At 72.9% G+C, this 24,714-nt stretch carries 25 protein-coding genes and 1 pseudogene; 17 read left to right on the top strand and 9 right to left on the bottom strand.

What is annotated here, in order from left to right:
• Positions 1 to 104: 104 nt before the first annotated feature.
• Positions 105 to 2,129, bottom strand: coding sequence for an N-6 DNA methylase (locus ABH931_RS02545; RefSeq protein WP_370109372.1), 2,025 nt, complete (start codon positions 2,127 to 2,129; stop codon positions 105 to 107).
• A 215-nt stretch (positions 2,130 to 2,344) separates the two neighbouring features.
• Here ABH931_RS02545 and ABH931_RS02550 point away from each other — a divergent pair, with 215 nt between their 5' ends.
• Positions 2,345 to 3,079, top strand: coding sequence for a hypothetical protein (locus ABH931_RS02550; protein WP_370109373.1), 735 nt, complete (start codon positions 2,345 to 2,347; stop codon positions 3,077 to 3,079).
• A 61-nt stretch (positions 3,080 to 3,140) separates the two neighbouring features.
• Here the strand turns inward: ABH931_RS02550 and ABH931_RS02555 are convergent, their stop codons facing one another.
• A complete protein-coding gene (locus tag ABH931_RS02555) occupies positions 3,141 to 4,118 on the bottom strand; it encodes a zinc-binding dehydrogenase (RefSeq protein WP_370109375.1) in 978 nt (325 codons plus the stop codon).
• A 144-nt stretch (positions 4,119 to 4,262) separates the two neighbouring features.
• On the opposite strand from ABH931_RS02555, the gene ABH931_RS02560 reads away from it, so the two are divergent.
• Entirely contained in the window at positions 4,263 to 5,435 is a 1,173-nt protein-coding gene (locus ABH931_RS02560) for a pyridoxal phosphate-dependent aminotransferase (RefSeq protein ID WP_370109376.1), read from the top strand.
• A 34-nt stretch (positions 5,436 to 5,469) separates the two neighbouring features.
• On the opposite strand, the gene ABH931_RS02565 is transcribed toward ABH931_RS02560, so the two are convergent.
• Positions 5,470 to 5,949 (bottom strand): SMI1/KNR4 family protein, encoded by a 480-nt coding sequence (locus tag ABH931_RS02565; protein ID WP_370109378.1) that lies wholly within the window; start codon positions 5,947 to 5,949, stop codon positions 5,470 to 5,472.
• Between the two features lie 31 nt (positions 5,950 to 5,980).
• On the opposite strand from ABH931_RS02565, the gene ABH931_RS02570 reads away from it, so the two are divergent.
• The 4 genes and pseudogenes from ABH931_RS02570 to ABH931_RS02585 all read left to right on the top strand — a co-directional run.
• Entirely contained in the window at positions 5,981 to 6,148 is a 168-nt protein-coding gene (locus ABH931_RS02570; protein WP_370109380.1) for a hypothetical protein, read from the top strand.
• A gap of 65 nt (positions 6,149 to 6,213) precedes the next feature.
• Positions 6,214 to 6,474 carry a CopG family transcriptional regulator gene (locus ABH931_RS02575; RefSeq protein WP_370109382.1) on the top strand — a complete coding sequence of 87 codons (261 nt, stop codon included), beginning with the start codon at positions 6,214 to 6,216 and terminating at the stop codon, positions 6,472 to 6,474.
• Positions 6,471 to 6,914, top strand: a complete 444-nt coding sequence (locus ABH931_RS02580; protein ID WP_370109383.1) for a PIN domain-containing protein — start codon at positions 6,471 to 6,473, stop codon at positions 6,912 to 6,914. The genes ABH931_RS02575 and ABH931_RS02580 overlap by 4 nt, the downstream gene beginning before the upstream one ends.
• A gap of 48 nt (positions 6,915 to 6,962) precedes the next feature.
• Positions 6,963 to 7,403, top strand: a pseudogene (locus tag ABH931_RS02585) (aminotransferase class I/II-fold pyridoxal phosphate-dependent enzyme); the annotation flags it as partial.
• A 50-nt stretch (positions 7,404 to 7,453) separates the two neighbouring features.
• Here the strand turns inward: ABH931_RS02585 and ABH931_RS02590 are convergent.
• Together ABH931_RS02590 and ABH931_RS02595 are read right to left on the bottom strand one after the other, a co-directional pair.
• Positions 7,454 to 7,669 carry a DUF6243 family protein gene (locus ABH931_RS02590; protein ID WP_370109386.1) on the bottom strand — a complete coding sequence of 72 codons (216 nt, stop codon included), beginning with the start codon at positions 7,667 to 7,669 and terminating at the stop codon, positions 7,454 to 7,456.
• 529 nt (positions 7,670 to 8,198) lie between these two features.
• Entirely contained in the window at positions 8,199 to 9,635 is a 1,437-nt protein-coding gene (locus ABH931_RS02595) for an MFS transporter (protein WP_370109388.1), read from the bottom strand.
• Positions 9,636 to 9,773: 138 nt separating this feature from the next.
• On the opposite strand from ABH931_RS02595, the gene ABH931_RS02600 reads away from it, so the two are divergent.
• The gene (locus ABH931_RS02600; RefSeq protein ID WP_370109390.1) at positions 9,774 to 10,844 is read left to right on the top strand and encodes an Lrp/AsnC family transcriptional regulator; all 1,071 of its coding nucleotides are present in this window, start codon (positions 9,774 to 9,776) and stop codon (positions 10,842 to 10,844) included.
• Here ABH931_RS02600 and ABH931_RS02605 read toward each other — a convergent pair.
• Positions 10,798 to 11,340, bottom strand: a complete 543-nt coding sequence (locus ABH931_RS02605; protein ID WP_370109472.1) for an FHA domain-containing protein — start codon at positions 11,338 to 11,340, stop codon at positions 10,798 to 10,800. The genes ABH931_RS02600 and ABH931_RS02605 overlap by 47 nt on opposite strands.
• Before the next feature lie 535 nt (positions 11,341 to 11,875).
• Here ABH931_RS02605 and ABH931_RS02610 point away from each other — a divergent pair.
• The 5 genes from ABH931_RS02610 (at position 11,876) to pyrE (ending at position 16,534) form a co-directional block, all read left to right on the top strand.
• Positions 11,876 to 12,409: a DUF2617 family protein gene (locus ABH931_RS02610; protein WP_370109392.1), complete on the top strand. Its 534-nt coding sequence runs from the start codon at positions 11,876 to 11,878 to the stop codon at positions 12,407 to 12,409.
• 126 nt (positions 12,410 to 12,535) lie between these two features.
• Positions 12,536 to 14,014 carry a polyamine aminopropyltransferase gene (locus ABH931_RS02615; RefSeq protein WP_370109393.1) on the top strand — a complete coding sequence of 493 codons (1,479 nt, stop codon included), beginning with the start codon at positions 12,536 to 12,538 and terminating at the stop codon, positions 14,012 to 14,014.
• Positions 14,015 to 14,213: 199 nt separating this feature from the next.
• Positions 14,214 to 15,089: a CoxG family protein gene (locus ABH931_RS02620; RefSeq protein WP_370109395.1), complete on the top strand. Its 876-nt coding sequence runs from the start codon at positions 14,214 to 14,216 to the stop codon at positions 15,087 to 15,089.
• Positions 15,090 to 15,134: 45 nt separating this feature from the next.
• Positions 15,135 to 15,986: an aldose 1-epimerase gene (locus tag ABH931_RS02625; protein WP_370109397.1), complete on the top strand. Its 852-nt coding sequence runs from the start codon at positions 15,135 to 15,137 to the stop codon at positions 15,984 to 15,986.
• Between the two features lie 11 nt (positions 15,987 to 15,997).
• Positions 15,998 to 16,534, top strand: a complete 537-nt coding sequence (gene pyrE / locus ABH931_RS02630) for an orotate phosphoribosyltransferase (RefSeq protein WP_370109398.1) — start codon at positions 15,998 to 16,000, stop codon at positions 16,532 to 16,534.
• A gap of 19 nt (positions 16,535 to 16,553) precedes the next feature.
• Here pyrE and ABH931_RS02635 read toward each other — a convergent pair whose 3' ends face one another.
• Positions 16,554 to 17,297: a DedA family protein gene (locus tag ABH931_RS02635; protein WP_370109400.1), complete on the bottom strand. Its 744-nt coding sequence runs from the start codon at positions 17,295 to 17,297 to the stop codon at positions 16,554 to 16,556.
• Positions 17,298 to 17,508: 211 nt separating this feature from the next.
• Between ABH931_RS02635 and fbaA the strand changes: the two genes are divergently transcribed.
• Entirely contained in the window at positions 17,509 to 18,531 is a 1,023-nt protein-coding gene (gene fbaA, locus ABH931_RS02640; protein ID WP_370109401.1) for a class II fructose-bisphosphate aldolase, read from the top strand.
• Between the two features lie 62 nt (positions 18,532 to 18,593).
• Here fbaA and ABH931_RS02645 read toward each other — a convergent pair whose 3' ends face one another.
• Positions 18,594 to 19,013: a DUF3151 domain-containing protein gene (locus ABH931_RS02645; protein WP_370109403.1), complete on the bottom strand. Its 420-nt coding sequence runs from the start codon at positions 19,011 to 19,013 to the stop codon at positions 18,594 to 18,596.
• Between the two features lie 259 nt (positions 19,014 to 19,272).
• Here ABH931_RS02645 and ABH931_RS02650 point away from each other — a divergent pair, with 259 nt between their 5' ends.
• On the top strand, positions 19,273 to 20,298 hold the full coding sequence (locus tag ABH931_RS02650) for a hypothetical protein (RefSeq protein ID WP_370109405.1): 1,026 nt from the start codon (positions 19,273 to 19,275) through the stop codon (positions 20,296 to 20,298).
• A 102-nt stretch (positions 20,299 to 20,400) separates the two neighbouring features.
• Positions 20,401 to 21,369 (top strand): Rieske (2Fe-2S) protein, encoded by a 969-nt coding sequence (locus ABH931_RS02655; protein WP_370109407.1) that lies wholly within the window; start codon positions 20,401 to 20,403, stop codon positions 21,367 to 21,369.
• A 403-nt stretch (positions 21,370 to 21,772) separates the two neighbouring features.
• Here ABH931_RS02655 and ABH931_RS02660 read toward each other — a convergent pair whose 3' ends face one another.
• A complete protein-coding gene (locus ABH931_RS02660) occupies positions 21,773 to 22,570 on the bottom strand; it encodes a diacylglycerol kinase (RefSeq protein WP_370109409.1) in 798 nt (265 codons plus the stop codon).
• Positions 22,571 to 22,702: 132 nt separating this feature from the next.
• Here ABH931_RS02660 and ABH931_RS02665 point away from each other — a divergent pair, with 132 nt between their 5' ends.
• On the top strand, positions 22,703 to 23,986 hold the full coding sequence (locus tag ABH931_RS02665; RefSeq protein ID WP_370109411.1) for an adenylosuccinate synthase: 1,284 nt from the start codon (positions 22,703 to 22,705) through the stop codon (positions 23,984 to 23,986).
• A 121-nt stretch (positions 23,987 to 24,107) separates the two neighbouring features.
• Positions 24,108 to 24,704, top strand: coding sequence for a GNAT family N-acetyltransferase (locus ABH931_RS02670; RefSeq protein ID WP_370109412.1), 597 nt, complete (start codon positions 24,108 to 24,110; stop codon positions 24,702 to 24,704).
• Positions 24,705 to 24,714: the final 10 nt, after the last annotated feature.

Below are 24,714 nucleotides of genomic sequence, written 5' to 3' on the forward strand. Positions count from 1 at the left end.
TGTCCGGCCGGGCCTCGGCCATCCGGCTGCGGGGGTCGCGCACCGGCCTGCGGGCTTGGCCGGGGCGGACCGTGGCGCTCCCGGCGTCGTGCGCGCGGCGCCGTTCACGGCCGGCCGGCGGGGCCGCCGTCGGCGAGGCCGTCGTAGAGGCCCTGGGCGAACTGCTCGCCCAGGCGGGCAGCCTGGCGCAGGGCCTGCTCGAACTCGGCGACCGCGCGGAACCGTTCGCCGTAGCGCCGTTGTTCGGTCAGCGGGAGGCGCGGCAGTTGCAGCCGCCGGGCGTCGAGGCGGGTGGAGGTGCTCGTGAAGGTCGACGCCTGGCGGCTGTTGGCGGTGGAGCGCAGGAAGCCCGCCAGGAACCACGGGTCGACCACGTCCGGATCGGGACGCAGCAACTGCTGGCCACGTTCCAGCGGCGCGCCCGCCGCGTCCTCGGTGACGACGTGCACGCCGCCGCCCTCCTGGCCGAGCACGGTCACGACGACGTCACCGGCGCGGGTCCGCGGCGCCTCGTCCCCGCCCGCGGGCGTCAGCAGGGTGAGCGCCCCGGCGCGGGCCAGCTCCCCGACGCTGGTCGCGGGCCAACCGCCGCCGGGCCGGGCGGTTCCGGCTGCCCCGGCGGCCGCCTCGACGGCCTCGCCCGTCGCGGGCAGCCGGGACGCGCGACGCAGGGCGTCGGCGAGCTGCTCCCGCACCTCGTCCAGCCCGAGGGCGCCCCCGGCCACGGCGGCCGGCGGCAGGTGCCGGGCGGGGGTGAGGTCCACCTCGTCGTCCAGCAGGTCGACCACCGCCACGACCCGGCTCACCCCGGGGCGTTCGGCGGCGGTGCCGCTGCCGCTCTCCCCGGCGTCCACGCCGCGCCACGCCTCCAGCGCGGCGGCACGGGCCTCCGGCCAGGGCAGGCCACCCGTCTCGACGAGCAGCAGCCCCTGCGTCGTCGCCGCGACGGGCGCGGGTGCGAGGGAGGGGCGGCGCAGGACCCACAGGTGCAGGGGGATGCCGTACGGCGGGGCGGCCCCGACCGGGAGGGCGATGACGGCGCGGAGCGCGCCACGGCGGAGCAGGTCGGCGCGGATGCGGCGGCCCGAGCGGCGGGACGCGGCGGCGGGCGGCATCAGCACGACGGCCGTTCCGCCCTCGCGGGCGTGCGCGAGCGCGTGCTGCACCCAGGCGAGCTCGGACTCGGTGCGCGGCGGCAGCCCGTACTCCCAGCGGGAGTCGTAGGCGAGCTCCTCGTGGCCCCAGTTCCGCTCGTTGAACGGCGGATGACACAGCACCACGTCGGCGCCCGGAGCGTGCGGCGGACGGTCGAACGCGTCGGCCCGCAGGGCGTCGCCGGTCCGCACCTCGACCCACCCGGGCCGGGGTCCGCCGACGCCGCCGCCCGGGTCGGCACCGCTCGCGGCTCCCTCCGCGGCGAGGGTGAGCCGGAGTTCGGCGAGAGCCGCGAGCTCCGGATCGGCGTCCTGGCCGCAGAGCCGGGCATCGGGATGCAGGGCGCGTGCGGCGTCGAGGAGCCCGCCGAAGCCGCAGGCGGGGTCGAGGACGTCGGCCGCAGGGCCGCCCAACTCGGCCATGAGCGCGGCTGGTTCCGGCGGTGTCAGGGCGTGCTGGCGGGAGACGGAGTCGAGCTGGCGGCCCAGCAGGAACGCGAACGCGGCCGCGGGCCCGAGCTCTGCCGCGAGCTGGAGGCCGGTGGTGAGCATCGGTGTGTCCGCGGCGCCGGGGTCCGGACCGAGGGTGAGCGCCGCGCCGAGGCGGATGAGAGCGGCGGACGGGCCGATCGGGTACTGCTCGACCTGCTGCCAGGCGCGTTCGCGCAGCGGCACCTGGGTGAGCTTGCCCTGGGCGCGGAGCCAGGTCTCCACCTCGGCCAGATCGAAGGTCGGGCTCCCGGACGTGCCGCCGACGGGCTTGGGGAAGTCGGCGTGGCGCCGCCGCCAGTTGCTCACCGCGGCCGGGCCCACGCCCGCCAGGCGGGCGATCGCGGTCGCGGTCACCGCCGAGCGGTCCGCGCGGTCCGAGCGGTCGGAACGGTTCGCGCGTTCGGAACGGTCCGAACGGTCCTCGCGCTCCGGGCGGTTCAGGTCCTGCTCGTGCGGCTTGCGGGCTTTGGGCTGCTGGGCCATCGTCGCGCCTCCGTTCGGGATCCCCCCGTGGATCCGCGGCGATCATACACACGCGACTGCGACTTCACGCTTCACACGCCGAGCGCGTGTTGACTCACTTAACAGCTCATGCTCTTATTCTCTCGTTGCACAGCCGGCTGACCCTGTGTCGGTCGATCGGGTGTGCACCCGTTCCACCTGCCACGTCACCCCCTGCCCGGAAGAGGCGACCCACCATGACCACGCACCTCCGCCGCGTCGCGGCCGCGGCCCTCTGTGCCGGCGCGGCGCTGGCCCTGACGGCCTGTTCCTCCTCCGCCGGCTCGCCGGCGACCGCCGGCGCGCCCGTCGGGGCCGGTTCCTCCACCTCCTCGGCGCCCGACCCGACGGCCGGGCTGCCCACCGGCACCAAGCTGGCCGCGTACCTGCTGCCGGGCAAGGCCGTCCCCTCGCTCAAGGCCGACAACCAGGCCGGTGTGAACTCCGGTGACGCCTACCTGGAGCCCAGCACCAAGGCCGTCGCCAAGGCCGAGGCCTGCCAGCTGCTCGGCGGCACGGGCTGGATGACCGCCAGTGGCATCGGCCCGGCCTCCTCGGCGGGCAACGACTTCATGAACTCCTACGGCGTCGAGTACTACCAGCAGTTGGACGTCTTCGAGGGCGCTCGCGCCACGCAGGACTTCGCCGCGCTGAAGAAGGTCCTCACCGAGTGCAAGGCCTACCCGGCGTCCTCCAACGGCAGCAAGTACACGATGCACGTGAAGCTGAAGACCCTCACCGGTCTCGGCGACGAGGCGGTCGAGGCCGTCATGACCTCGCCCGACCTCCAGGGCGGCGAGACGCTGGTCGCGATCCGCGAGGGCCGGCTGGTGGTCACCACCTCGTACAACGACCAGAGCGGCACCGGTGCCAAGGCCGTCACCCTGGCCCGCGAGCTGCTCAAGAAGGTCCCGGCGTCCGCGGCGAGCTGACGGACCGGGGGAGCGGCCGCTCTGAGCGCACGGGGGTAGCGCTCAGCGCGGCGCCGCCGCCCTACGGCAGCAGCACCGTCTTGCCGACGGTCTCCCGTCGCTCGATCGCGCGGTGTGCGGCGTCCGCCGCCGCGAGCGGGAAGGTGGCGCCGACGAACGGCCGCAGCCGGCCCGCCGCGGCCGCCGCGAGGGCGTCCCGGGTCTGCCGCAGCTGCACCTGGGGGCCGCGCGGGCCCACCGGCGGGCCCCAGTAGGAGAGCACCTCGACGCCCTGCTCCGCCGCCTCGCCCTCGTCGAGCCTCGTGCCCGACCCGCTCGCGAAGCCGAAGGTCACGAATCTCCCGCCCGGACCGAGCAGGTCGAACGCCTCCCGGCCCACGGTGCCGCCGACACCGTCGAAGACGACGGTCACCCCGGCGTCGCGGAGCGCGGCCGACCAGCCGGGCCGCCCGTAGTCCACCGCGCTGTGGGCGCCGAACTCCCGTGCCAGCGCCAGCTTCGAGTCGCCCCGGGCCAGCCCGATCACCCGGGCCGCGCCCGCCGCCCGGGCGAGCTGGAGCAGCAGCGCACCCACCGCGCCCGCGGCGGACTCCACCAGCACCACGTCGCCGGCGCCCATCGGGGCGAGTTCGCTCAGCGCGAGCGCCGTCCGCCCCGTGCCCAGCAGCGAGACCGCCTCCGCGGCGGCCAGGCCGTCGGGGACGAGATGGGCGGAGGCGGCGTCCAGCACGGCCACCTCCGCGTAGCCGCCACCACGGGGCGTCTGTCCAGCGACCAGACGCCCCAGCAGCGCGCGGTCCACGCCCGTGCCGACGGCCACCACCTCACCCGCCACCTCCCGGCCGGGCGTCCACGGCAGCGTGTCCGGCGCGAGCGGCGTCCCGGCCATGGCGCCGGACCGGATCTGCGTCTCCACGAACTGCACCCCGGCCGCGGCCACCCGCACCAGCACCTCGCCCGGCCCCGCCTCCGGCGCCTCGACCTGCTCGGGCCGCAGCACCTGCGGCCCACCGAACTCCCGCACCACGCTCGCCAGCACAGCCCGCTCCTCGCCTCGACGTCTCCCTTCGACACTAGGCGGCCCGTCCGGTCCTGTCCTCGGCCGAGGGACCTACGCCCCCTCGGCCTTTCCGCCCCGGTCTTTCGCCGCCCGCCGCCCGACCCGACCCCCTATGCTGCGGTCATGACCGACAGGCCGCTGCTGAACCGCCGACTGGCGGGCATGGGAACGACGATCTTCGCCGAGATGTCGGCGCTCGCCACCGCGACGGGCTCGATCAACCTGGGCCAGGGCTTCCCCGACACCGACGGCCCGCGCGAGGTCGCGCAGGCCGCGGCGGACGCGGTGCTCGCGGGGCGCGGCAACCAGTACCCGCCGGGGCCCGGCATCCCCGAGCTGCGTACCGCGATCGCCGAGCACCAGCAGCGCTTCTACGGCCTGGCCTACGACCCGGACACCGAGGTGCTGGTCACGGCCGGTGCCACCGAGGCGATCGCCGCCGCGCTGCTGGCCTTGCTGGAGCCGGGCGACGAGGTCATCGCCTTCGAGCCGTTCTACGACTCCTACGCCGCCTGCATCGCCATGGCCGGCGCGGCCCGCGTCCCGCTGACGCTGCGCGCGCCCGCCTTCCGCCCCGACCTCGACGAGCTGCGCGCCCTGATCACCCCGCGCACCCGTCTGCTGCTGCTCAACACCCCGCACAACCCGACCGGCACCGTCCTGACCGTCGAGGAGCTCACGGGGATCGCCGAACTCGCGGTCGAGCACGACCTCCTGGTCGTCACGGACGAGGTCTACGAGCACCTGGTCTTCGGCCCCGCCACGCACCGCCCGCTGGCCTCGTTGCCCGGCATGCGCGAGCGGACCGTCACCATCTCCTCGGCCGGCAAGACCTTCTCCTTCACCGGCTGGAAGGTCGGCTGGGTCACGGGCACCCCGGAGCTGGTTGCGGCGGTCCGCACGGCCAAGCAGTACCTGACCTATGTCAGCGCCGGGCCGTTCCAGTACGCGGTCGCCGAGGCGCTGCGCCTGCCGGACTCCTACTTCGCCGACTTCCGTGCCGACCTCACCCGCAAGCGCGACCTGCTCGACGCGGGCCTGCGCGCCGCCGGCTTCCAGGTCTACGAGCCGCAGGGCACGTACTTCATCACCACCGACATCGCCCCGCTGGGCGAGAAGGACGGCCTGGAATTCTGCCGCACACTGCCTGAGCGCTGTGGTGTCGTGGCGATCCCCAACTCCGTCTTCTACGACGACAAGGAGGCGGGCCGCACCCAGGTCCGGTTCACCTTCTGCAAGCAGGACGCCGTGCTGGAGGAAGCGGCGACGCGCCTGCAGCGACTCGTCGAGCGTTGACGCCGCCGCGACCCCGGCTCGGCCGGGCCGCGAGTCAGCCGCGAAGCAGCGCGCGCCGGCACTGCCGGAGGACGTAGGTGCCGAAGTCCGGGTCCAGTTGCTCCGGTCCACCCCGGCCGGCGCTGCCCGGGTCCCAGACGGCGACCGGAGCCTCTCCCTGCTCGTCCAGCCGCGAGACGTCGAGACAGACGAGTCCGCCCATGCCGTCGAACTGGATCACGAGGAGGGCGCCCGGCAACGCGAGGTCGACCTGCGCCTCCAGGGTCTCCGCCACGGTGCCCAGCAACCGTCCGCCCATCGCCGGGGTGCGATAGACGCCGAGGAACTCCTCGCTCCCGGCCTCGCAGCTGCCCAGGCTGCTCAGGAAATGCCGGTAGGAGGGCGGAAAGCCCACCCCAAGCTCGGACTCCGCCAGGGAGAGGTCCTCGGTGCTCAGCCCGCCGGTCCAGTTGGCCTCGTCCGGATGCCGCGCCAGCAACTCGACCAGCGCGTCGACCGACTCGATTCCGTTCACGCCCTGCCTCCACCTCGCAATCTCTCTGGACGTGCTGGCTGCTCTTCCTGTCACCCTGCCCGATCCTGAGGTGCAGCAACTAGTCGCCCGTTTGATGCGGAGCGCTGAAGAACACGACCGTCTGATGATGGAGGGCTTGGTGAGTACCCAGCGGATCCGCGATGACGCGCTTCGCGTGCTCTTCGGTGAGCAAGGCTGATCGCGACGACCTGGTTCACGGTGGAGGATATGGACCACCTGTGGGACATGGACTAGTCTTGGTACATGTCCATGAAGCGAACGAACGTCTACGCGGATCCTGAAGACCTCTCCATCATCAAGGAGGCGGCTGCACGTCGCGGCATCAGCGAGGCCGAGATCATTCGACAGGGCATCCATCTGGCCGCCATGGCCAACCGCGTCTGGGATGAGCCCTTGTTCTCCCGCACCTTCGAGGGGCCGGGCCGCACGCCCTCGAAGGAGGACGTGCAGGAGGCGGTGGCCGACGCCGCCAAGCGCGGGACCACGCCGGACGCCGCCGCGTGATCGTTGTTGTCGCCGACACGTCGGGCCTGCTGGCCGCACTGGACTCGACGCACCCTGAGCACCAGGGAACGAACGAGGCCATCATGGCCGCAGGCCTGTTGGTCATGTCCCCGCTGCTGCTGGCCGAACTCGATCACGTCGCCACCCGGGAGCTCGGACGGGACGCTGCGATCAGCGCGATCGACGACATCCGGCGCTGGATGCGCGTGGGCCGCGTCGTCGTGCCCGAGGTCACCGAATCGCATCTCGGCGCTGCGCAATCGCTGCGCGCCCGCTACGCATCACTCAACCTCGACCTTGCGGATGCGGTGAACGTGGCCCTGGCGTCGGAGTACGACACAGATGCCGTCCTCACGCTCGACCGTCGTGATTTTCGTGCGTTGCGCCCCCTGGGTCGTCACAAGTCCTTCCGCCTCTTGCCGGATGACCTCCCCATCTGACCGCGGTGGCAGCAGCTCGGGCAGCGTGAATGGGTGGATGAAGACGGAGTGGCCTGGGTCACCCGCACCCCGGAGCTGGTCGCGGCGGTCCGCACGGCCAAGCAGTACCTGACCTATGTCAGCGCCGGGCCGTTCCAGTACGCCGTGGCCGAGGCGCTGCGCCTGCCCGACTCCTGCTTCGACGGCTTCCGCGCCGATCTGGCGCGCAAGCGCGACATCCTCGCCACCGGCCTGCGTGCGGCCGGCTTCGAGGTCTACGAGCCGCAACGCACGTACGTCATCACTACCGACGTCGCCCCCTTCGGCGAGCAGGGCGCCTACACCTTCTGCCGCGAACTCCCGCGGCGCTGCGGTGCGGTGGCCATCCCCAACTCCGTCTTCCACGACGACGAGAAGGCCGGCCGCTCCCAGGTCCGCTTCACCTTCTGCAAGCAGGACCACGTCCCTACGGAGGCCGTGACCCGCCTGCGGCATCTTGCCGAGCGCTGACCTCACGGCGAGCCCGCCCGAGTACGACGTCACCCTGCGGCGGTGGCGCGTCAGCCCTGTGCGGTGTTGTCGCCCGCCTGCCCAGCACCCTCGGCCGCGCCTGACTTCTCGCGCATCTTGCGCACCAACTCCGCCTTCTGGGCGGCCGCACCCTCGCGGTCGAGGTTGCGGTGCGGGCCGTTGTTCTGCCTTTCGGCGCGTGACTGCCTCTTGCGCTGGCCGCCGCCCATGCCCACGGGGTTGTTGATGTTCTTGCTGTCGGTCATGGCTCTCCCGGTAACGACGTGAAGCACCCATCCTCCCACCGGGTCGTGCGGGGCGGCGGTCGGCGAGCAGGACCACGGGCGGCGGTGGTTTCGCTCCACAACCGTGCTGTGGCATGATCCCCGCGCTGTTCGTGCTGATCAGGGGTGAGGCGATCATATGAAGCGTGCCCGTTTGTCCGGTGCGCTGGTGCTCGCGGTGGTGGCGACGGGGGTGACGCTGCCGGTGTCGTCCGCGGTGGCGGCGGGTTCGGACCTGTACGTGGACAACCAGCCGGCCGCTTGCTCGAACAACGGCCCGGGCACCGCCGCGCAGCCGTACTGCTCGCTGCAGATCGCGGCCGATGCCGCGCAGCCGAAGCCTGGTCTACCTGCCGGTGGTGAACGGGTGGATCAAGCTGGACGCCGGTTCGCTCAGCCCGTTCGACCTCACTGCGTCGGTCGAGGGTTACTCGGTGGGCTGACGCGGGAACCAGAAGGCCCGGCCGTCGCAGTTATGCGACGGCCGGGCCTTTGTCGTTCCGTGGTGCGCTCAGTGCGCCGCGCTGTCCACCGGGGTGCCGGCGGGAGCCGAGGTCGCGATCGGGGCGGCCGGGGTCGGGGCGTGCGGGCGGCGGACCAGGGTGAGGACCAGGGCGCCGGCCGCGAGGCCGGTGAGGCCGGCGGTCAGGAAGACGGGGTGGAGGCCCGCCGCGAAGGCGGTGCGGGCGGAGCCGCCGTGGGCGTGCTGCTGGAAGATCGTGCCGAGGGCGGCGATGCCGAGCGCGTAGCCGAGTTGGCGGGAGGTGTTGAGCGCGCCGGAGGCCATGCCCGCGCGCTGCGGCGCGACCGAGGCCAGCGCGGTGGCCATCAGCATCGGGGTGGACAGACCCACGCCGACACCGGTGACCAGCATGCCGGGCAGCAGCGCGGTCCAGCCGGAGGTCGAGGAGACGGCGGTGAGCAGCAGCGTGCCCGTGCCGATGAGCAGCAGGCCGATCCCGATCGGCAGCTGCGGCGGGAAGCGGTGCAGCGCGCGGCCGGTGGCCAGCGCCACCACGAACGCGGTCGCGGCCATCGGGGAGACGGCCAGGCCCGCGTTCAACGGCGAGAGGTGCAGGGCCTGCTGGAGCCAGAGCGAGGTGTAGGTGAGCTCGGCGAACGCCGCCGCGCTCAGCAGCAGCCCGCCCAGCAGCAGGCCCGTGAAGGTGCGCCCGCGCAGCAGGGACAGATCCAGCAGCGGCCGGCCCACCCGCAGTTCGACGACGACGAAGACGACCAGCGCCAGCGCGGACCCCGCGAGCGAGCCGAGCACCACGCCGCTGCCCCAGCCCCGCGCGCCGCTCTCGATCAGGCCGTAGACGAGCGCGGCGGCGAACGCCGTGAAGGAGACGGCCCCGGCCAGGTCGACCCGGCCCCCGGCGGTGTGGGCGGTCCGCGGCAGCGCGAGGCCCTTGCCGAGGGTCATCGCCAGCGCCACCGCCGCGACCGGCAGGTTGACCACGAAGATGGCCCGCCAGCCGAACTGGTCGGTCAGCAGCCCGCCCAGGACCGGGCCGACCGCCGCGGCCGCGCCGTTGACCGCGCCCCAGACACCGAACGCGGTGCCCCGGTCGCGGCCCTGGTAGGCACCGGCGATGAGCGCCGTCGTCGAGGTCATCATCGCCGCGCCGCCGACGCCCTGCACCGCGCGGGCGGTGATCAGCGTCGCCGCGTCCGGGGCGAGCGCGCAGACCAGGGAGGCCACGGCGAAGACCACGAGGCCGGCGAGGTAGAGGCGGCGGTGGCCGAGCCTGTCGCCGAGTGAGCCGCAGACCATCAGCAGGGCGGCCAGGACCAGGGCGTAGATGTCCACGACCCACTGCAGGGAGGTGAACGACGAGTGCAGGTCGGCGGACATGTCGGGCAGTGCGACGTTCACGATGCTGACGTCGACGAGCAGCATGAAGGCGCCGAGGCAGACGGCTGCCAGGGGTATCCACTTGCGCACGATGGGCTCCGGTTGACGGGACGGTTCCGCGGCTCCCCCGTTGGTCGGAACCGCACCACCAGGTTGCGCCCGGGGCCGCCGTGGTCCCCGTCCATGAGCGTTCCTGCGGTGGATTCCGACACCTCGTAGCCTGAGAGGGTGGATTTCGACATCGAGCGCGGAGCCGGGACGCCCGCCCGCGCCTTCGACCCGCTGGACCGGCAGCTGATCCAGGCCCTCCAGCTGGACGGCCGCGCGCCGTTCAGCCGACTGGCGCAGGTGCTCGGCGTCTCCGACCAGACCGTCGCCCGCCGGTACGCCCGCCTGCGGGAGTCGAGCGGGCTGCGGGTGCTGGGCCTCACCACCCCGGAGGCTGTCGGCGAGGTGCGCTGGATGGTCCGGGTGCAGTGCGCGCCCGCGGCGGCCGGGGGGCTGGCGGAGGCGCTGGCGCGTCGCGAGGACACGGCCTGGGTCAACGTCTGCTCCGGCGGCGCCGAGATCACCTGCACCGCGCGGGCCCACCCGGACCGGCAGGACGACCTGCTGTTGCAGCGCCTGCCGCGCACGCCCAGCGTGGTCGGGATCGCCGCCCACTGCGTCCTGCACACCTTCTTCGGCGGTGAGCAGAGCCTGGCGCTCAAGTCCGGCGCGCTCGACCCCGAGCAGGTCGCGCAGGTGCGCGCGCTCTCCGCGGTGCCCGGCCCCGGCCCCGGCCCCGGCCACGGGCCGCGCGCGGCCGGGCCGGTGGTCCTGGACGAGGGCGACCGGCGACTGCTCGCGGTGCTCGCGCTCGACGGCCGGGCCGGTTTCGCCGAACTCGCGGCCGCCACCGGCTGGTCGGCGAGCACCGTACGGCGCCGCATGGAGGAGTTGCAGGGCGTCGGCGCGCTCTACTACGACCTGGACTTCGACTGGCGCCTCTTCGGCGTTCACGCCATGACGCAGCTCTGGCTCGACGTCGCGCCCGCCGAGCTGGCCGCCACCGGCGCGGCCCTGGCCGAGCACCCGGAGATCGGCTACGCGGCCGCGGTCACCGGCCCGAGCAACCTCAACGCCGTCGTGCTCAGTCCGGACGTGCCCGCCCTCTACACCTACCTGACCACCCGGATCGCGATGCTGCCCGCCGTGCGCAGGGTCGAGTCCTCGCCGGTGATGTGGACGGTCAAGGGCCCGGGGCCGTTCGTCACGCCCGTACGCTCGCGCCGCCGGCCGTGGCGAGCCGGAAACTGACCGAGCCGAAGCTCACCCGGTCGCCCGCCCGCACGGGCACCGCCCCGATCACGCGCCAGCCGTTGACCTGCGTGCCGTTGGTCGAGCCGAGGTCCCGCAGCAGCCAGACGCCGCCCTCGAGCAGCAACTCGGCATGGACCCGGGAGACCGACTCGTCGCCCAGCTTGAGGTCGCAGCCGGGCAGCCGCCCGATCTTCACCGGGCCGGCCGCGTCGCGGGGCAGCGGCAGGGCCGGCAGCTGCGGGGTGCGCCAGGCGTTGCCGAGCCGCACCTTGAGCGTCGCGAGGCCCGCGACGGTCCGGGTGAGGACGCGCACCAGCCGCCCCTCGCTGGGCAGGTCGGCGGTGAGCATGTCCAGCTCGTGGCGCCCGCGTGCGGCGAAGGCCAGCTCCATCCGGCGCAGGAAGGTGTCGTGGGAGAGCCGCCCCTGGACCGCGTGCTCGCGCAGCCGGTCGACCACCTGCTCCCGGTCCGCGTCCGAGAGGCGTTCGTCCATCCGGAGTACGGACGTGGACTGCTCCGGGTGCGGCCGGGCCAGGGGGTTGCTCATGGAGCCGATTGTCGGGCCTGCCGTCGGGGTCGTCCAGATCCGCCGGGGGAGTGAGTGGTCCCGCCCGTGCTGACGGCGCATGGCTCCGTTCGGGTGGCACACGGGAGGGTGAACCTTCCGGCCCGGAAAATGCCGGATATGCCCGCTGAATGATCGTCGGGCACATGTCGACGAGTTCGCCGCCGAGTTCACCGGGAAAGAGAGCACGTCAAAGGCGTGACCAAGAGCACGGGCATCAGCATGGCAGGGAACTTCCGGCATTCGTGAGCCGAGTGGGGAGACGGCGTCGAAAATGGGTAAATCCCCTACGGACACGGAGCATTCATGCTTCGCTGCTTCCTGAGTCCCCGAATGTCTCTCCGCCGCGGCGGACTTCGGTCCGTTCATGCCATTCATGCCATTGCGACCTTCTGTCATGTCCAGCATGTGCTGCGCGTCCCGCCCCGGCGTTGTCGAGTGACCCGAGTACGCGGAGCCGAGAATGCTCACCACCCTCCACACGACCTATACCGACACCCGTGCCGGCGATCTGGCCTGGTGCCTCGGGAGCGGCCTGCTCCCCGCGCTGGCCGTGCTCGACCTCGAACTCGGTCCCAACAGCCTCCAGCTGCGCCTTCTTGGCGCCTCCCACCAGGTGGTCCTCGACCAGGGGGAGCCGGGCGGGGCCGGGCCGGGCCAGGACGCCTGCGTCGAGACGGTGGCCTGCATGCCCGGCCGCCGCACCCCGCTGCCCGCGCGTGCGGCCGAGCACGTCCGCGGTTGGGAGTACGAATTCGCTGCACGCATCGAAAAACTGACGAAATATGAGTTCGACTGCCGGGCTCAGGAGTTGCTGGCCCTGGTGGAGAACCACCCGCACGGGCTGGCCGGGGTCTTCCCCGGGGACCCGAATGCCTTCACCGCGCTGCTCGCGGGCGGGGACGAGGAGGGCATCCTCTGGCGCACCTGGCACGCCTATCCGCAGGAGGGCCGTTTGGTGTGCACGAGGTCGACCCTGCGTCGCCGGGACTGGTGACGATCCCGGGCCTCGTCCGCGATTCATCGGGTGATGGGCTCAGGTGTCCGCAGCGTCAATGCGACGACATGCAGTTCACCCGTCGGGGCGCAGAACCCTGACGGGTCCGTCGCCTAGCGTTTCTTCGTGATCAACCCCACTCCCCGGGCCGCCCGGCTGCTGGTGCTGCTCGCGGCGTTCGTCTGCGCCGCGTGCGGGTTGGTCTACGAGCTGGAACTGGTCGCCCTCGGCAGCTACCTGCTCGGCGACTCGGTCACCGAGGCGTCCGTCGTGCTCTCGGTGATGGTCTGCGCGATGGGCGTGGGCTCCCTGCTCGCCAAACGGTTCACCCTGCGTCCGGCGGCCTCGTTCGCCCTCGTCGAGAGCCTGCTGGCGCTCGTCGGCGGGCTGTCCGTGATCGCCCTGTACGGCTGCTTCGTCTGGCTCGGCCACTACCAGGCCGCGCTCGTCGGCTTCGCCTCGCTGATCGGCCTGCTGATCGGCGCCGAGATCCCGCTGCTGATGACGCTGATGCAACGGATCCGCCGTCAGGAGGCCGGGCGTGCCGTCGCGGACCTCTTCGCCGCCGACTACGTGGGCGCGCTGGTCGGCGGCCTCGCCTTCCCGTTCCTGCTGCTGCCGACGCTCGGCCAGCTCACCGGGGCGCTGCTGACCGGGGTGGTCAACACCGTCGCCGGAGGACTGATCGCCTTCTGGCTCTTCCGGGCGGAGCCGGCACCACGGGTGCGTCTACTGCTCGGGTTGTGCAGCGGCGCCGTCGTGGTCGTCCTCGCGCTCGCCTGGGCCGGCAGCGGCGCGTTCGAGCGGGCCGCGCAGCGACGCCTCTACGGCGGGCCGGTCCGGCTCAGCCTGCAGAGCAGGTTCCAGCAGATCGTGCTGACCGGCGGCCCCGGGCAGGACGCCGACGCCGCACGCCTCTACCTCAGCGGCCGCCTCGCCGTCTGCGGCCACGACCAGGCCGCGTACCACGCGGCCCTCACCGATCCCGCGCTGCGCGGCGCTCCGCACGCCCGCGTCCTCGTCCTCGGCGGCGGGGACGGCCTGGCGGCCCGTCACGTCCTGGCCACGCCCGGCGTCCGCCGCGTCACCGTCGTCGAACAGGACCCGGTGCTGCTGCGGCTCGCCGAGGCGGATCCGGTGCTGCGCACGCTGAACGGCGGCGCGCTGGCCGATCCACGGGTCAGGCTCGTGACTGCGGACGCCTTCGGCTGGCTCCGCACGGCGCCGCGGCAGGAGCACCCCTACGACGTGATCGTCGCGGATCTGCCCTCCGCCGGGCTGGACGCGGCGGACAAGCTCTACACCCGCGAGTTCTACGGCCTCGTGCGCCGCATGCTCGCGCCCGGAGGGCGCCTCGTGGTCCACACCGGCACCCGCCTCTGGTCCGTCGCGGACACGCTCCGCGCGGTGGGCCTGCACGCCACGGGCTACGCGGCCCCGGGCCGCAGCACCGCCTGCGTGGACGCGGCGATGCCCTCCCCGGCCTGGCGCTTCGTCCTCGCCTCCCCGGCCCCGCTGCCCCCGGACGCCCTCCGCGGCGTCCAGCCCCTTGCCGAACCCCCGGACGAACCGCTCCGCGTCGCCACCCTCCTCGGACCCCCGTGACAGGCGGCGTAGCCGCCAGGGGCGCGGGGAGTCGCGCGGGCAACCACGTTGTGCGGATGGCCCCGCGCGTTCGGGGGTCCACGTCCCAGGGCGGTTCGTCGTGCAGTTCCCCCAGCCCCGGCGGGTGCGACTGGCTCGTCGTACGGAATTACTCGCGCCCCTGGGGGTTCGGGCCGTTGGCTCGGTAGGCTCAGCCGGCATGGAGCATGAGGTTGTCGTGCCACTCTCACCGCAGGCGCTCCGGCGGTCGTTGGACCGGCCCGAGCTGCTGGGGGTGTGCCTGCCCGGGTTCACGCCCGACGAGGACGGGGAGACCCCGCTCGCCGGGCGGCTGAAGCTGCGCGTCGGCAGTACCTCCGTCACCTACCGGGGTGAGCTGACCCGACTCGACGCGGGGGACGACCCGGACGAGTTCCGGTTCGCGGTCGACGGCCGCCAGGCCGTGGGCGTGGGGAGCGTCGCAGGAACGGTTCGGCTGCGGTTGGACGCCGACACCGACGAGCCGGGCCTCGAGACACGGGTGACGTTCCTGACGTCCCTTCAGGGCAGCGGCCGGATCGAGGAGGTGCCGGGCGCCGCCCTGCAGACCGCCGCGAGGCGCCTGCTGGACCGCTTCTGCCTGGAGCTCGCCGAGCGTGCCGAGGAGTTCGTGGAGCCGGAGACGTCCGGGGCGGACGCCTCCGAGTTCTTCCTGGTCGAGGGCCTGGGGGACCTGAACGACCTCGGCCCGCTCGAGGAGGAACTGCAGGACCTCGCCGCGCTGCCGGAGTTCTCCGAGCTGGACGGGCTGCCCTCGCCGGCCGAGGCGACCGCGGACCCGACCCGTCGGCACATCGTGGGCCGTTCCGCCGAGGAGGTGGACCACGCGCCGCCGCGCGGCCGGTACGCACCCGCGCTCCCCGCGCGCAGCGCGCTCTCACGGGCGTCCGCGCGCTGGGGGAACCCCGAGCCGCGGATGGGGGAGCCGCCCGTCGTCCCGGCCGACCGCATCCCCACCCCCTGGCTCGTAGGCGGCGGTGTCGCGCTCCTCGGTGGCGCCGTGATCCTCGTCCGCGCGCTGCGCCGCTCCCGCTGACCTCCCGCTGACCTCTCGCTTTCCTCCCGACGGAAGGGACCACCCGTGCTCGACCTCGCCCCCGTCCTGCTCTCCGCGGGCGACGTGGCCGTGACCGTCCTGCCCGGCGCGGGCTGCCGCCTCGGCAGCCTGCGCGTCGGCGCGTACGAGTTGCTGCGGACGGCGGACGACATCGCGGATCCGGCCGGTGACGTCTTCGGCTACGGCTCGTTCCCGATGGTGCCCTGGGCGGGGCGGGTGGACCACGGACTGTTCAACAACGGACCGGTGCGGCACCGGCTGCCCGTCGACCTCACCCCGCACGCCGCGCACGGCACGGGCGTCCGCAGCCGCTGGCGCGGCGCCGCCGCGCCCGAGGTGGCCGACGGGCGCGCCAGTGCGGCGTTCGTGCTCGACCTGGCCGAGCCCTGGCCCTACCCGGGCCGGGTGGCCCAGCTCTTCGAGCTGACGCCGGAGGAACTGCGCCTGACCCTCTCGGTCGAGGCGCTGCGGGACTCCTTCCCGGCGCAGGCCGGCTGGCACCCGTGGTTCCGCAAGTGGCTGCGCGACGGCGGGCCGCAGGCCTCGCTCGACTTCGCGCCGGCCTGGCAGGAGGAGCGCGGCACGGACCACCTGCCGACGGGGCAGCGCGTCGACCCGGAGCCCGGCCCCTGGGACGACTGCTTCGCCTTCCCCGACGGCGTGGACGCCACCGTGCGCTGGGGCGGCGAGCTGTCGCTGCGCATCACCAGCGACTGCGCCTGGGCCGTGGTCTTCGACGAGCAGGCCGACGCGCTGTGCGTCGAGCCGCAGTCGGGTCCGCCGAACGGACTGAACACCGCCCCGCACCTGGTCACCCCGATCGAGCCCCTGGAGGTCACGACCACGTGGCGCTGGCGGCGCGACGGGAACGATTAGGCTGGAGCCTCATGAGCACCTCACGTGACGCGCTTCTCGAAGAGATCAAGACCAAGGCCGTCGTCCACGGCAAAGTGACCCTCTCCTCCGGCCTGGAGTCGGACTACTACGTCGACCTGCGTCGCGTGACGCTCGACGGCGTGGCCGCCCCGCTGGTCGGGCAGGTCATGCTCGACCTCACCAAGGACCTGGACTTCGACGCCGTCGGCGGTCTGACGCTCGGCGCCGACCCGGTCGCCACCGCGATGCTGCACGCCTCCGCGGCGCGCGGGCAGCGCCTGGACGCCTTCGTGGTGCGCAAGGCGCAGAAGGCGCACGGCATGCAGCGCCGCATCGAGGGCACCGACGTCAAGGGCCGCCGCGTCCTGGTCGTCGAGGACACCTCCACCACCGGCGGCTCGCCGCTGACCGCGGTCGAGGCCGTCCGCGAGGCGGGCGGCGAGGTCGTGGCCGTGGCCACGATCGTCGAGCGCAGCGCCGCCCGGGCGATCGCCGACGCCGGCCTGCCCTACCTCTTCGCCTACGAGCCCGGCGACCTGGGCCTCTAGCGGTTCCGGCCCCGGGGCGTCACCGCTTGCGGTGGCGTCCCCCGCGGCCCGCCGCCGTGACCTGTGCCTGCGCGGGACCGTCCGCCAGCGCGGCCTCGCCCGCACCGCCGCCCGTACCCTCGCGCCGGCCGCGCAGCATCTCGATCACGATCGGGATCACCGAGAGCAGCACGATCAGCAGCACCGCCGGGATCAGGTACTTGTCGATCACCGGGGCCATCGACTCGCCGAACTTCCAGCCGATCAGCAGCATGACCTCGGTCCACACCAGGCCACCGACGGCGTTCCAGACGAAGAACGTGCGGGCGGGCATCTCCAGCGTCCCGGCGACGGGGTTGAGGAAGGTGCGCACCACCGGCACGAACCGGGCCATGACCACGGCCTTGGCCGGGCCGAACCGGTTGAAGTACTCCTCCGCCTTGACCACGTGGCTGCGCTTGAACAGTTTCGAGTTCGGCCGGTCGAACATCCGGGAGCCGACCTTCGCGCCCAGCAGGTGGCCCAGCTGCGCTCCCGCGATCGCGCAGACCGGCGCGCCGACGAGCAGCACCCCGATCGGCATCTGCGTGCCGAGCAACGCCTTGCCCGCGCCCGACGCGGCCACACCGCCCAGGATCAGCAGCGAGTCGCCCGGCAGGAAGAAGCCGATCAGCAGACCCGTCTCCGCGAAGACGATCGCGAGCAGTCCGTAGACACCGACCTGCGCGATCAGTGCCTTGGCGTCCAGCAGGGTGCTCAGGTTGAGCGCGAGGTTCTCGGTCACCCGCGCAGAGTAGCGGGCCAGGGTGTCCGCACGCTGTGGCGCCCGGTCCCCCCAAGGGCCGCGCAAGGACCTAGGTCACGGGCTGACCTGCCCTCCGACGGGATGAAGGGCTTGCGTCGCAGTGCGAGAATGGCGCTCGGTGCCCGGTCGATGAAGTCCGGCGTCAGCACCTTCACTCCACGGTTGGACGCCCACGACAGGAGCGGTTCGCATGCCTATCGCAACGCCCGAGGTCTACAACGAGATGCTCGACCGGGCCAAGGCGGGCAAGTTCGCCTACCCGGCGATCAACGTCACCTCCTCGCAGACGCTGCACGCGGCCCTGCGCGGCTTCGCCGAGGCCGAGAGCGACGGCATCATCCAGATCTCGACCGGTGGTGCCGAGTTCCTGGGCGGCCAGTACAGCAAGGACATGGTCACCGGCGCCGTCGCCCTGGCCGAGTTCGCGCACATCGTGGCCGCCAAGTACGACATCACCGTCGCGCTGCACACCGACCACTGCCCGAAGGACAAGCTGGACGGCTACGTCCGCCCGCTGCTGGCGATCTCCGCCGAGCGCGTGGCCCGCGGCGAGAACCCGCTGTTCCAGTCGCACATGTGGGACGGCTCCGCCGAGACCCTGGCCGACAACCTCGCCATCGGCGAGGAGCTGCTGGCCCAGGCCCGCGCCGCCAAGATCATCCTTGAGGTCGAGATCACGCCGACCGGTGGCGAGGAGGACGGCGTCTCCCACGAGATCAACGACTCCCTGTACACGACCGTCAACGACGCCGTCCGCACCGCCGAGGCCCTGGGCCTGGGCGAGAAGGGCCGCTACCTGCTGGCCGCCTCCTTCGGCAACGTCCACGGTGTCTACAAGCCGGGCAACGTCGTCCTCAAGCCGGAGCTGCTGCGCGAGCTGCAGGACGAGATCGGCAAGCAGTACGGCAAGACCGACCCGTTCGACTTCGTCTTCCACGGCGGCTCCGGCTCCTCCGCGCAGGAGATCGAGACGGCGCTGGAGAACGGCGTCGTGAAGATGAACCTCGACACCGACACCCAGTACGCCTTCACCCGCCCCGTCGTGGACCACATGTTCCGCAACTACGACGGTGTGCTGAAGGTCGACGGCGAGGTCGGCAAGAAGAACACCTACGACCCGCGCACCTGGGGCAAGCTGGCCGAGGCCGGCATGGCCGCGCGCGTCCTCGAGGCCGCCAAGCAGCTGCGCTCGGCGGGCAACAAGCTGAAGTAGTCAGCCGCTCACGTCGAAGGCCCCGGAACCGCCGTCGCGGTTCCGGGGCCTTCCCGTTCGTTCTACTGCTTCAGCTCGGTGTAGGCCTCAGGGCTGCTGTCCTTGAGGAAGGTCCAGCAGCGGGTCGCCTCGTCGGTCTCGCCGATGGAGTCGGCCGCGCGGGCGAGGGCGGCCAGGCAGCGCAGGAAGCCGCGGTTGGCGCGGTGCTCCCACGGGACCGGCCCGTGGCCCTTCCACCCGGCACGACGCAGCTGGTCCAGGCCGCGGTGGTAGCCGGTGCGCGCGAAGGCGTACGACTCCACCACGCGCCCCGCGGCGAACGACTCGTCCGCGAGCTGGGCCCAGGCGAGGGAGAAGGTGGGGTGCGCCGCCGCGATCTGCGCGGGCGACGCGGACTGCTCGGCCATCTGCTGGTACGGCTGCTCGTCCTCGGGCAGGAGGGTCGGCTCAGGGCCGCCGAGCAGGTTCTCGTGAATGGACATGCCTGCCAGTCTGCCATTGCGGTCATTCGGCGGGCAGCGGTCCGCCGGTCCGGGGCAGCGCTCCGCCGGTCCGGGGCGGCGCTCCGCCGGTCCGATGTCACGGTTCGACGACACCCGGCCCTGCGGGGGAACCCGTTGCGCCCGGTGTGGCATCCTCCGGTGCAGCTAGCACGTCGGTGCACGTCACGGGGGGACGATCGTGGGCAGAGCAACAGCTCTCCTGGCCGCATTCTGCTTGTTCGTGGGCGGGGTGTGGGCCGTGGCCACCACGACGTGGTCCCTCCCCGCGGCCGTCGCCGCCACCCCGTCCGCGCCGCCCGTCAGCGCGGGCCCCGCGCCGAAGCCCTCGGCCTCGGCCACGCCCGCGCTGTGGACCCAGAGCACCCTGCGCACCTACCTCGTCGCCGAGCTGAACCGCACCGACCCCGGCGTGGCCCTCGACGACCTGGAGCACATCACCGAGGTCCAGCCGCAGGTCAGCCGGTTCTGCCACCCGGTCGCGCACGACCTCGGGCATGCGGCGCTGAAGAAGTACGGCAGCTTCGCCAAGGCCGCTGTCTTCCGCAACGACGTCTGCGGCTCGGGCTACCTGCACGGCATCGTCGAGGAGACGCTCGCCCAGAGCCCCGACCCGGTCGCCGCCGTCACCACGCTGTGCGAGCCGCAGATGGCCGCCGCCTGCATCCACGGCATCGGGCACGGCGCGATGTTCGTCTCGCACCTGGACGTCTCGAAGGCGGAGCGGCTGTGCAACCGCTTCGGGCAGACGTACCAGGTGGTGGCCTGCTCGGAGGGGGTCTTCATGCAGCTCTTCGAGCCCGACGAGGACGACCCCGACGCGCTCGCCCAGCTCCCCGCGCAGCGCCTGGCGGCGGAGCCGCTGTATCCGTGCCCGGAGCAGCCCGCGATCTTCCAGTCCGCCTGCTACTTCTACGCCCCGATCTACTACCTGCAGACCCACGACTACGTGGACCACCCCGGCAGCTTCGTCCAGGCCCTGCACTGGTGCCTGGACGCACCCACCGCCGACGGGCAGCAGTCCTGCACCCGGGGGACCGGATCGCGACTGATGAAGTACAACATCGACCGCCCGGTCTGGACGGCCGCCCAGTGCGAGGCGGCCCCGCAGGCCTGGCAGCGTCCCGCCTGCGTGGGCGGGATGGTCAGCTACTGGAACGTCAACTTCCACGACAAGTCCGCCCGGACGAAGCTCTGCCCGCAGCTGTCCGGCGAGGCCGCGGTCGCCTGCCGGTCCGCCTCCGGCGGCAGCGTCTCGGCCGACTGACGGCCCGGCCGACCGACGGCCCGGCTGACTGACGGCCCGGCCGACTGACGGCCCGGCACCGCACACCACTGACGACGACCACGAGCCACGGACGACCCGACGATGACGATGACGATCTCCTCCGAGACCCTGCGCCGCCAGGCGCTGCTCCCGCTGCGGCTCTTTCTCGGCGTGACCTTCTGCTACGCCGGTCTGCTCAAGCTGGGCGACCCGCACTACCTGGCCGGGGCCGCGGATCCCGCCTCGTACCTGTCCCAGCTCCAGGCGGCGCTCGCCGCGCACAGCCCCGCCGCGCCGCTGCTGCGCCTGGCACGCCACGCCCCGGCGGCGACCGGCACCGCGCTCGCCTTCGGAGAGCTGGCGGTGGGCCTCGGCACGCTCCTCGGTCTCTTCGGCCGGGTGGCCGCCGCCGGTGGCGCGGCGCTCAGCCTGATGCTCTTCCTGACGGTCAGCTGGCGGACGAACCCGTACTTCCTCGGCAACGACCTGCCGTATCTGGTGGCCTGGATCCCGCTGGTCCTCGCGGGGACGCCCGCGCTCTCGCTCGACTCCTGGCTTGCGGCCCGCCGCGCGGCGCAGCCCGCGCCCGTCCCGGGGCGTCGCCGCGCGCTGCTCGAGACCGCGGCAGCGGTCCTCGCCGTCGCAGGCGGTGGGCTGCTGGCGGGGGCACTGACCGCCCGGTCCCGGAAGCCGGTGGCCGCCCCGGCCTCCCCGGTCACCCTGCCGGGCGGCGGATCGGGCGATGCGGCCGGGGCGACCCCGGGCGCGAGCGTCGCGGTCGCGAAGGTGCCGGTGGGCGGAGCGGTCCAGCTCAGCGCGCCCGGCAGCGGGGACCCGATCTTCGTGGTCCAGCCGAAGCCGGGCACCTTCTGCGCGTTCTCCGGCGCGTGCACCCACGCCGGCTGCACCGTCCTGCCGCCGAAGGACGGCGCCTTCGTCTGCCCGTGCCACGACTCCGCCTTCGACGCGGCGACCGGCGCGGTCCTCCGCGGTCCGGCCACCCAGGCACTGCCGCGCTACGCGGTGACCCAGGCGGGCGCCACCCTCCGCGTCGCCGCCAAGCCGGAGTAACGCTCCCCGCGCCCGCGCCGCCGGTTCGCCGCTGTCGCGGCGGCGCCCCCTGCGCCGGTGAGGCGCGGTGCTCGCCGCCCGGGCGCCGGTGCATGACGCTCCGGGCTCGGCCGCTCGGGCCGGTTCGCCGCTGTCGCGGCGGCGCCCCCTGCGCCGGTGAGGCGCGGTGCTTGCCGCCCGGGCGCCGGTGCATGACGCTCCGGGCGCTTGGGGCTCGGCCGCTCGGGCCGGTTCGCCGCTGTCGCGGCGGTGCCTCGCGCGCCGGTGAGGCGCGCGGCGCTTGCCGCCTGGGCGGCCGCGTCCGGAGAACCCCGGCTGCATTCGGCCGCTCGCCCGGGCGGGGGCGGGGCGCTGCGGGACCCGAGTGGCTGGAGGCGGCGCGGGCGCGGTTTCGGGCTGGGGTCTACGGGCGGGTGGGCACGCGCAGCGACCAGGCTGACGGTTCCACCGTCCAGGTGCGTTCGCGTACCGGCGCGCTGAGGGCGTGGTCGGCCTCGTAGGTGAAGAGGGAGCCGCCGACGGTGACGCGGTGGGCCTGGACCGGGACCGCCGCGTCGATGCGGAGCTCAGCCGAGCCGTCGTGGCTGGAGAGCGCGAGGGCGTGCATCGGATGCGCGGAGTCCGCGAGGACGTGGCCGTCGGCCTCGACGCGCAGCGGCGTCGTCCCGGCCGCCGGGCGCGTGCCGAGGACGCGGACGACCCGGCCGGCGAGGCCTGTCCACCAGGTGGACGGAGTCTTGTTCGCCCTGGGCGAACGCTGCGCGGGGATGCGGACCGCGCCGAGCACGACTCCGCCTCCGTCGTCGACGAGCAGGTCGAGCGGGCGGTCCGCGCCGCTGACCACGGCCCGTGCCGCCTGGACCGGGCGGACCTCCGCGCCCAGCGCGCGCGCCAGCGCGATCCGGTGGCTGCGGCCGACCGGAATCAGCCCGAGCGGGCCCGCATCCAGCGTGGCTTGCTGGTGGAGAAGTTGAACGACCTGTTGCAGATAGCGGTCGTCACCGATCACCACCGGTCGTCTGCGGCCACGTCGTGCCAGTAGTCGATCGAGGTCGGCCAGGCTCTCCGGTACCGCCGTCTTTACCCGCAGGGCGGCCCCGAGCACGTCCCTGGCGACCCGCACCGACTCGCCGTCGAGAGCCAGCGCCACGGGGGAGACCAGGACCAACACGGGCTCACCCACCGAACGCTCAGCCGACACCGTGGTCCTTCCTCGGGTAATCTCTCGGTGTAAGAGCCCCTTGCGCTTTTGCGCCAGGGGCTTGGTCTATCCGGGGCCAGTGCGGCGGCCTTCCGCCGTGTGTTGTGCCCCGCCCGAAAGGGGTGTACGCCTGTGCCCGCACTCGTGCTGGTCGGCGCTCAGTGGGGAGACGAGGGCAAGGGGAAGGCGACTGACCTTCTCGGTGGCTCGGTCGACTACGTGGTCCGCTATCAGGGCGGCAACAACGCCGGTCACACGGTGGTCGTAGGCGACCAGAAGTACGCCCTCCACCTCCTCCCCTCCGGCATTCTCAGCCCGAACTGCGTTCCGGTGATCGGCAACGGCGTGGTCATCGACCCGGCCGTGCTCCTCTCCGAGCTGGCCGGCCTGCAGGACCGCGGCGTGGACACGTCCAAGCTGCTGATCTCGGGCAACGCGCACCTGATCACCCCGTACCACCGGACCCTGGACAAGGTCTCCGAGCGGTTCCTGGGCAAGCGCAAGATCGGCACCACCGGTCGCGGCATCGGCCCCGCCTACGCCGACAAGATCAACCGCATCGGCATCCGGGTCCAGGACCTCTTCGACGAGAGCATCCTGCGGCAGAAGGTCGACGCGGCCCTCAACGACAAGAACCAGATCCTGGTCAAGCTCTACAACCGCCGGGCCATGCCGGCCGAGCTGGTCGTCGAGGAGTACCTCGGCTACGCCGAGAAGCTGCGCCCGTTCGTGGCCGACACCGCGCTGCTCCTGAACCAGGCGCTGGAGGACGGCAAGGTCGTCCTGATGGAGGGCGGCCAGGGCACCCTCCTCGACGTGGACCACGGCACGTACCCGTTCGTGACCTCGTCGAACCCGACCTCGGGCGGCGCCTGCACCGGTACCGGCATCGGTCCCACCAAGATCGACCGTGTGATCGGCATCCTCAAGGCCTATACCACCCGCGTCGGCTCCGGCCCGTTCCCGACCGAGCTGTTCGACGCGGACGGCGAGGCCCTGCGCCGGATCGGCGGCGAGCGTGGCGTGACCACGGGCCGTGACCGTCGCTGCGGTTGGTTCGACGCCCCGATCGCGCGCTACGCGACCCGGATCAACGGCCTGACCGACATCTTCCTCACCAAGCTGGACGTGCTGACCGGCTGGGAGCAGATCCCGGTCTGCGTCGCCTACGACGTCGACGGCACCCGTGTCGACGAGGTGCCCCACTCGCAGAGCGACTTCCACCACGCGAAGCCGATCTACGAGATGCTGCCGGGCTGGTCCGAGGACATCACCAAGGCGCAGACCTTCGACGACCTCCCGAAGAACGCGCAGGACTACGTGAAGGCGCTGGAGGAGCTCTCCCGCTGCCGCATCTCCGCCATCGGTGTCGGCCCGGGCCGCACCGAGACGATCCAGGTGCACTCGCTGCTGTAGGCAGCGCGCTGTTGCGATCAGGCCCCCGCCCTCCTGGGCGGGGGCTTTTTCGTCAGCTCAACGCGTTGCACTAGTGCATATGTCGATTGCATCTAGTGCAAAGCACCGCTATGTTTCGAGCATGACCGCGAAGACTCCTCTCCCTGTCGTGCTGACCGGACGCCACATCCGTCTGGAGCCGCTCACCCTCGACCACGCGCCCGCCCTGTGGGAGGCGCTCGAGCCGGCCGCGGCCGAGGTCTTCCGCTGGATCCGGCCGGCTCCCCGCAGCGCCGAGGAGCTGGCCGAGTACGCCGACGGCCTGCTGCACGGCCCGAAGCGGTACCTGGCCTTCGCCGTCGTCGACCTGGCCACCGGCCGCCCCTTCGGCTGGACCACCTACCTGGACATCCAGGAGGAGGACGAGCGCCTGGAGATCGGCTGGACCTGGTACGCCCGCTCCCACTGGCGCACCGCCGCCAACACCGAGGCCAAGCTGCTGCTGCTCACCCACGCCTTCGAGGAGCTCGGCTACGGGCGGGTGCAGTGGAAGACCGACATCAACAACGAGCGCTCCCAGAACGCCATCGCCCGCCTCGGCGCGCAGCGGGAGGGAGTGCTCCGCCGCCAGGTGCAGCGCGGCGACGGCAGCTGGCGCGACAGCGTCTACTTCGGCATGAACATCGAGGAGTGGCCCGCGGCCAAGGGCCGGCTCACCGAGCGACTGGCGCAGGGCTGAGGAGCATCCA

Origin of the sequence: Streptacidiphilus sp. MAP12-33 (genome assembly GCF_041261265.1) — a bacterium.
Taxonomy (GTDB): domain Bacteria; phylum Actinomycetota; class Actinomycetes; order Streptomycetales; family Streptomycetaceae; genus Streptacidiphilus.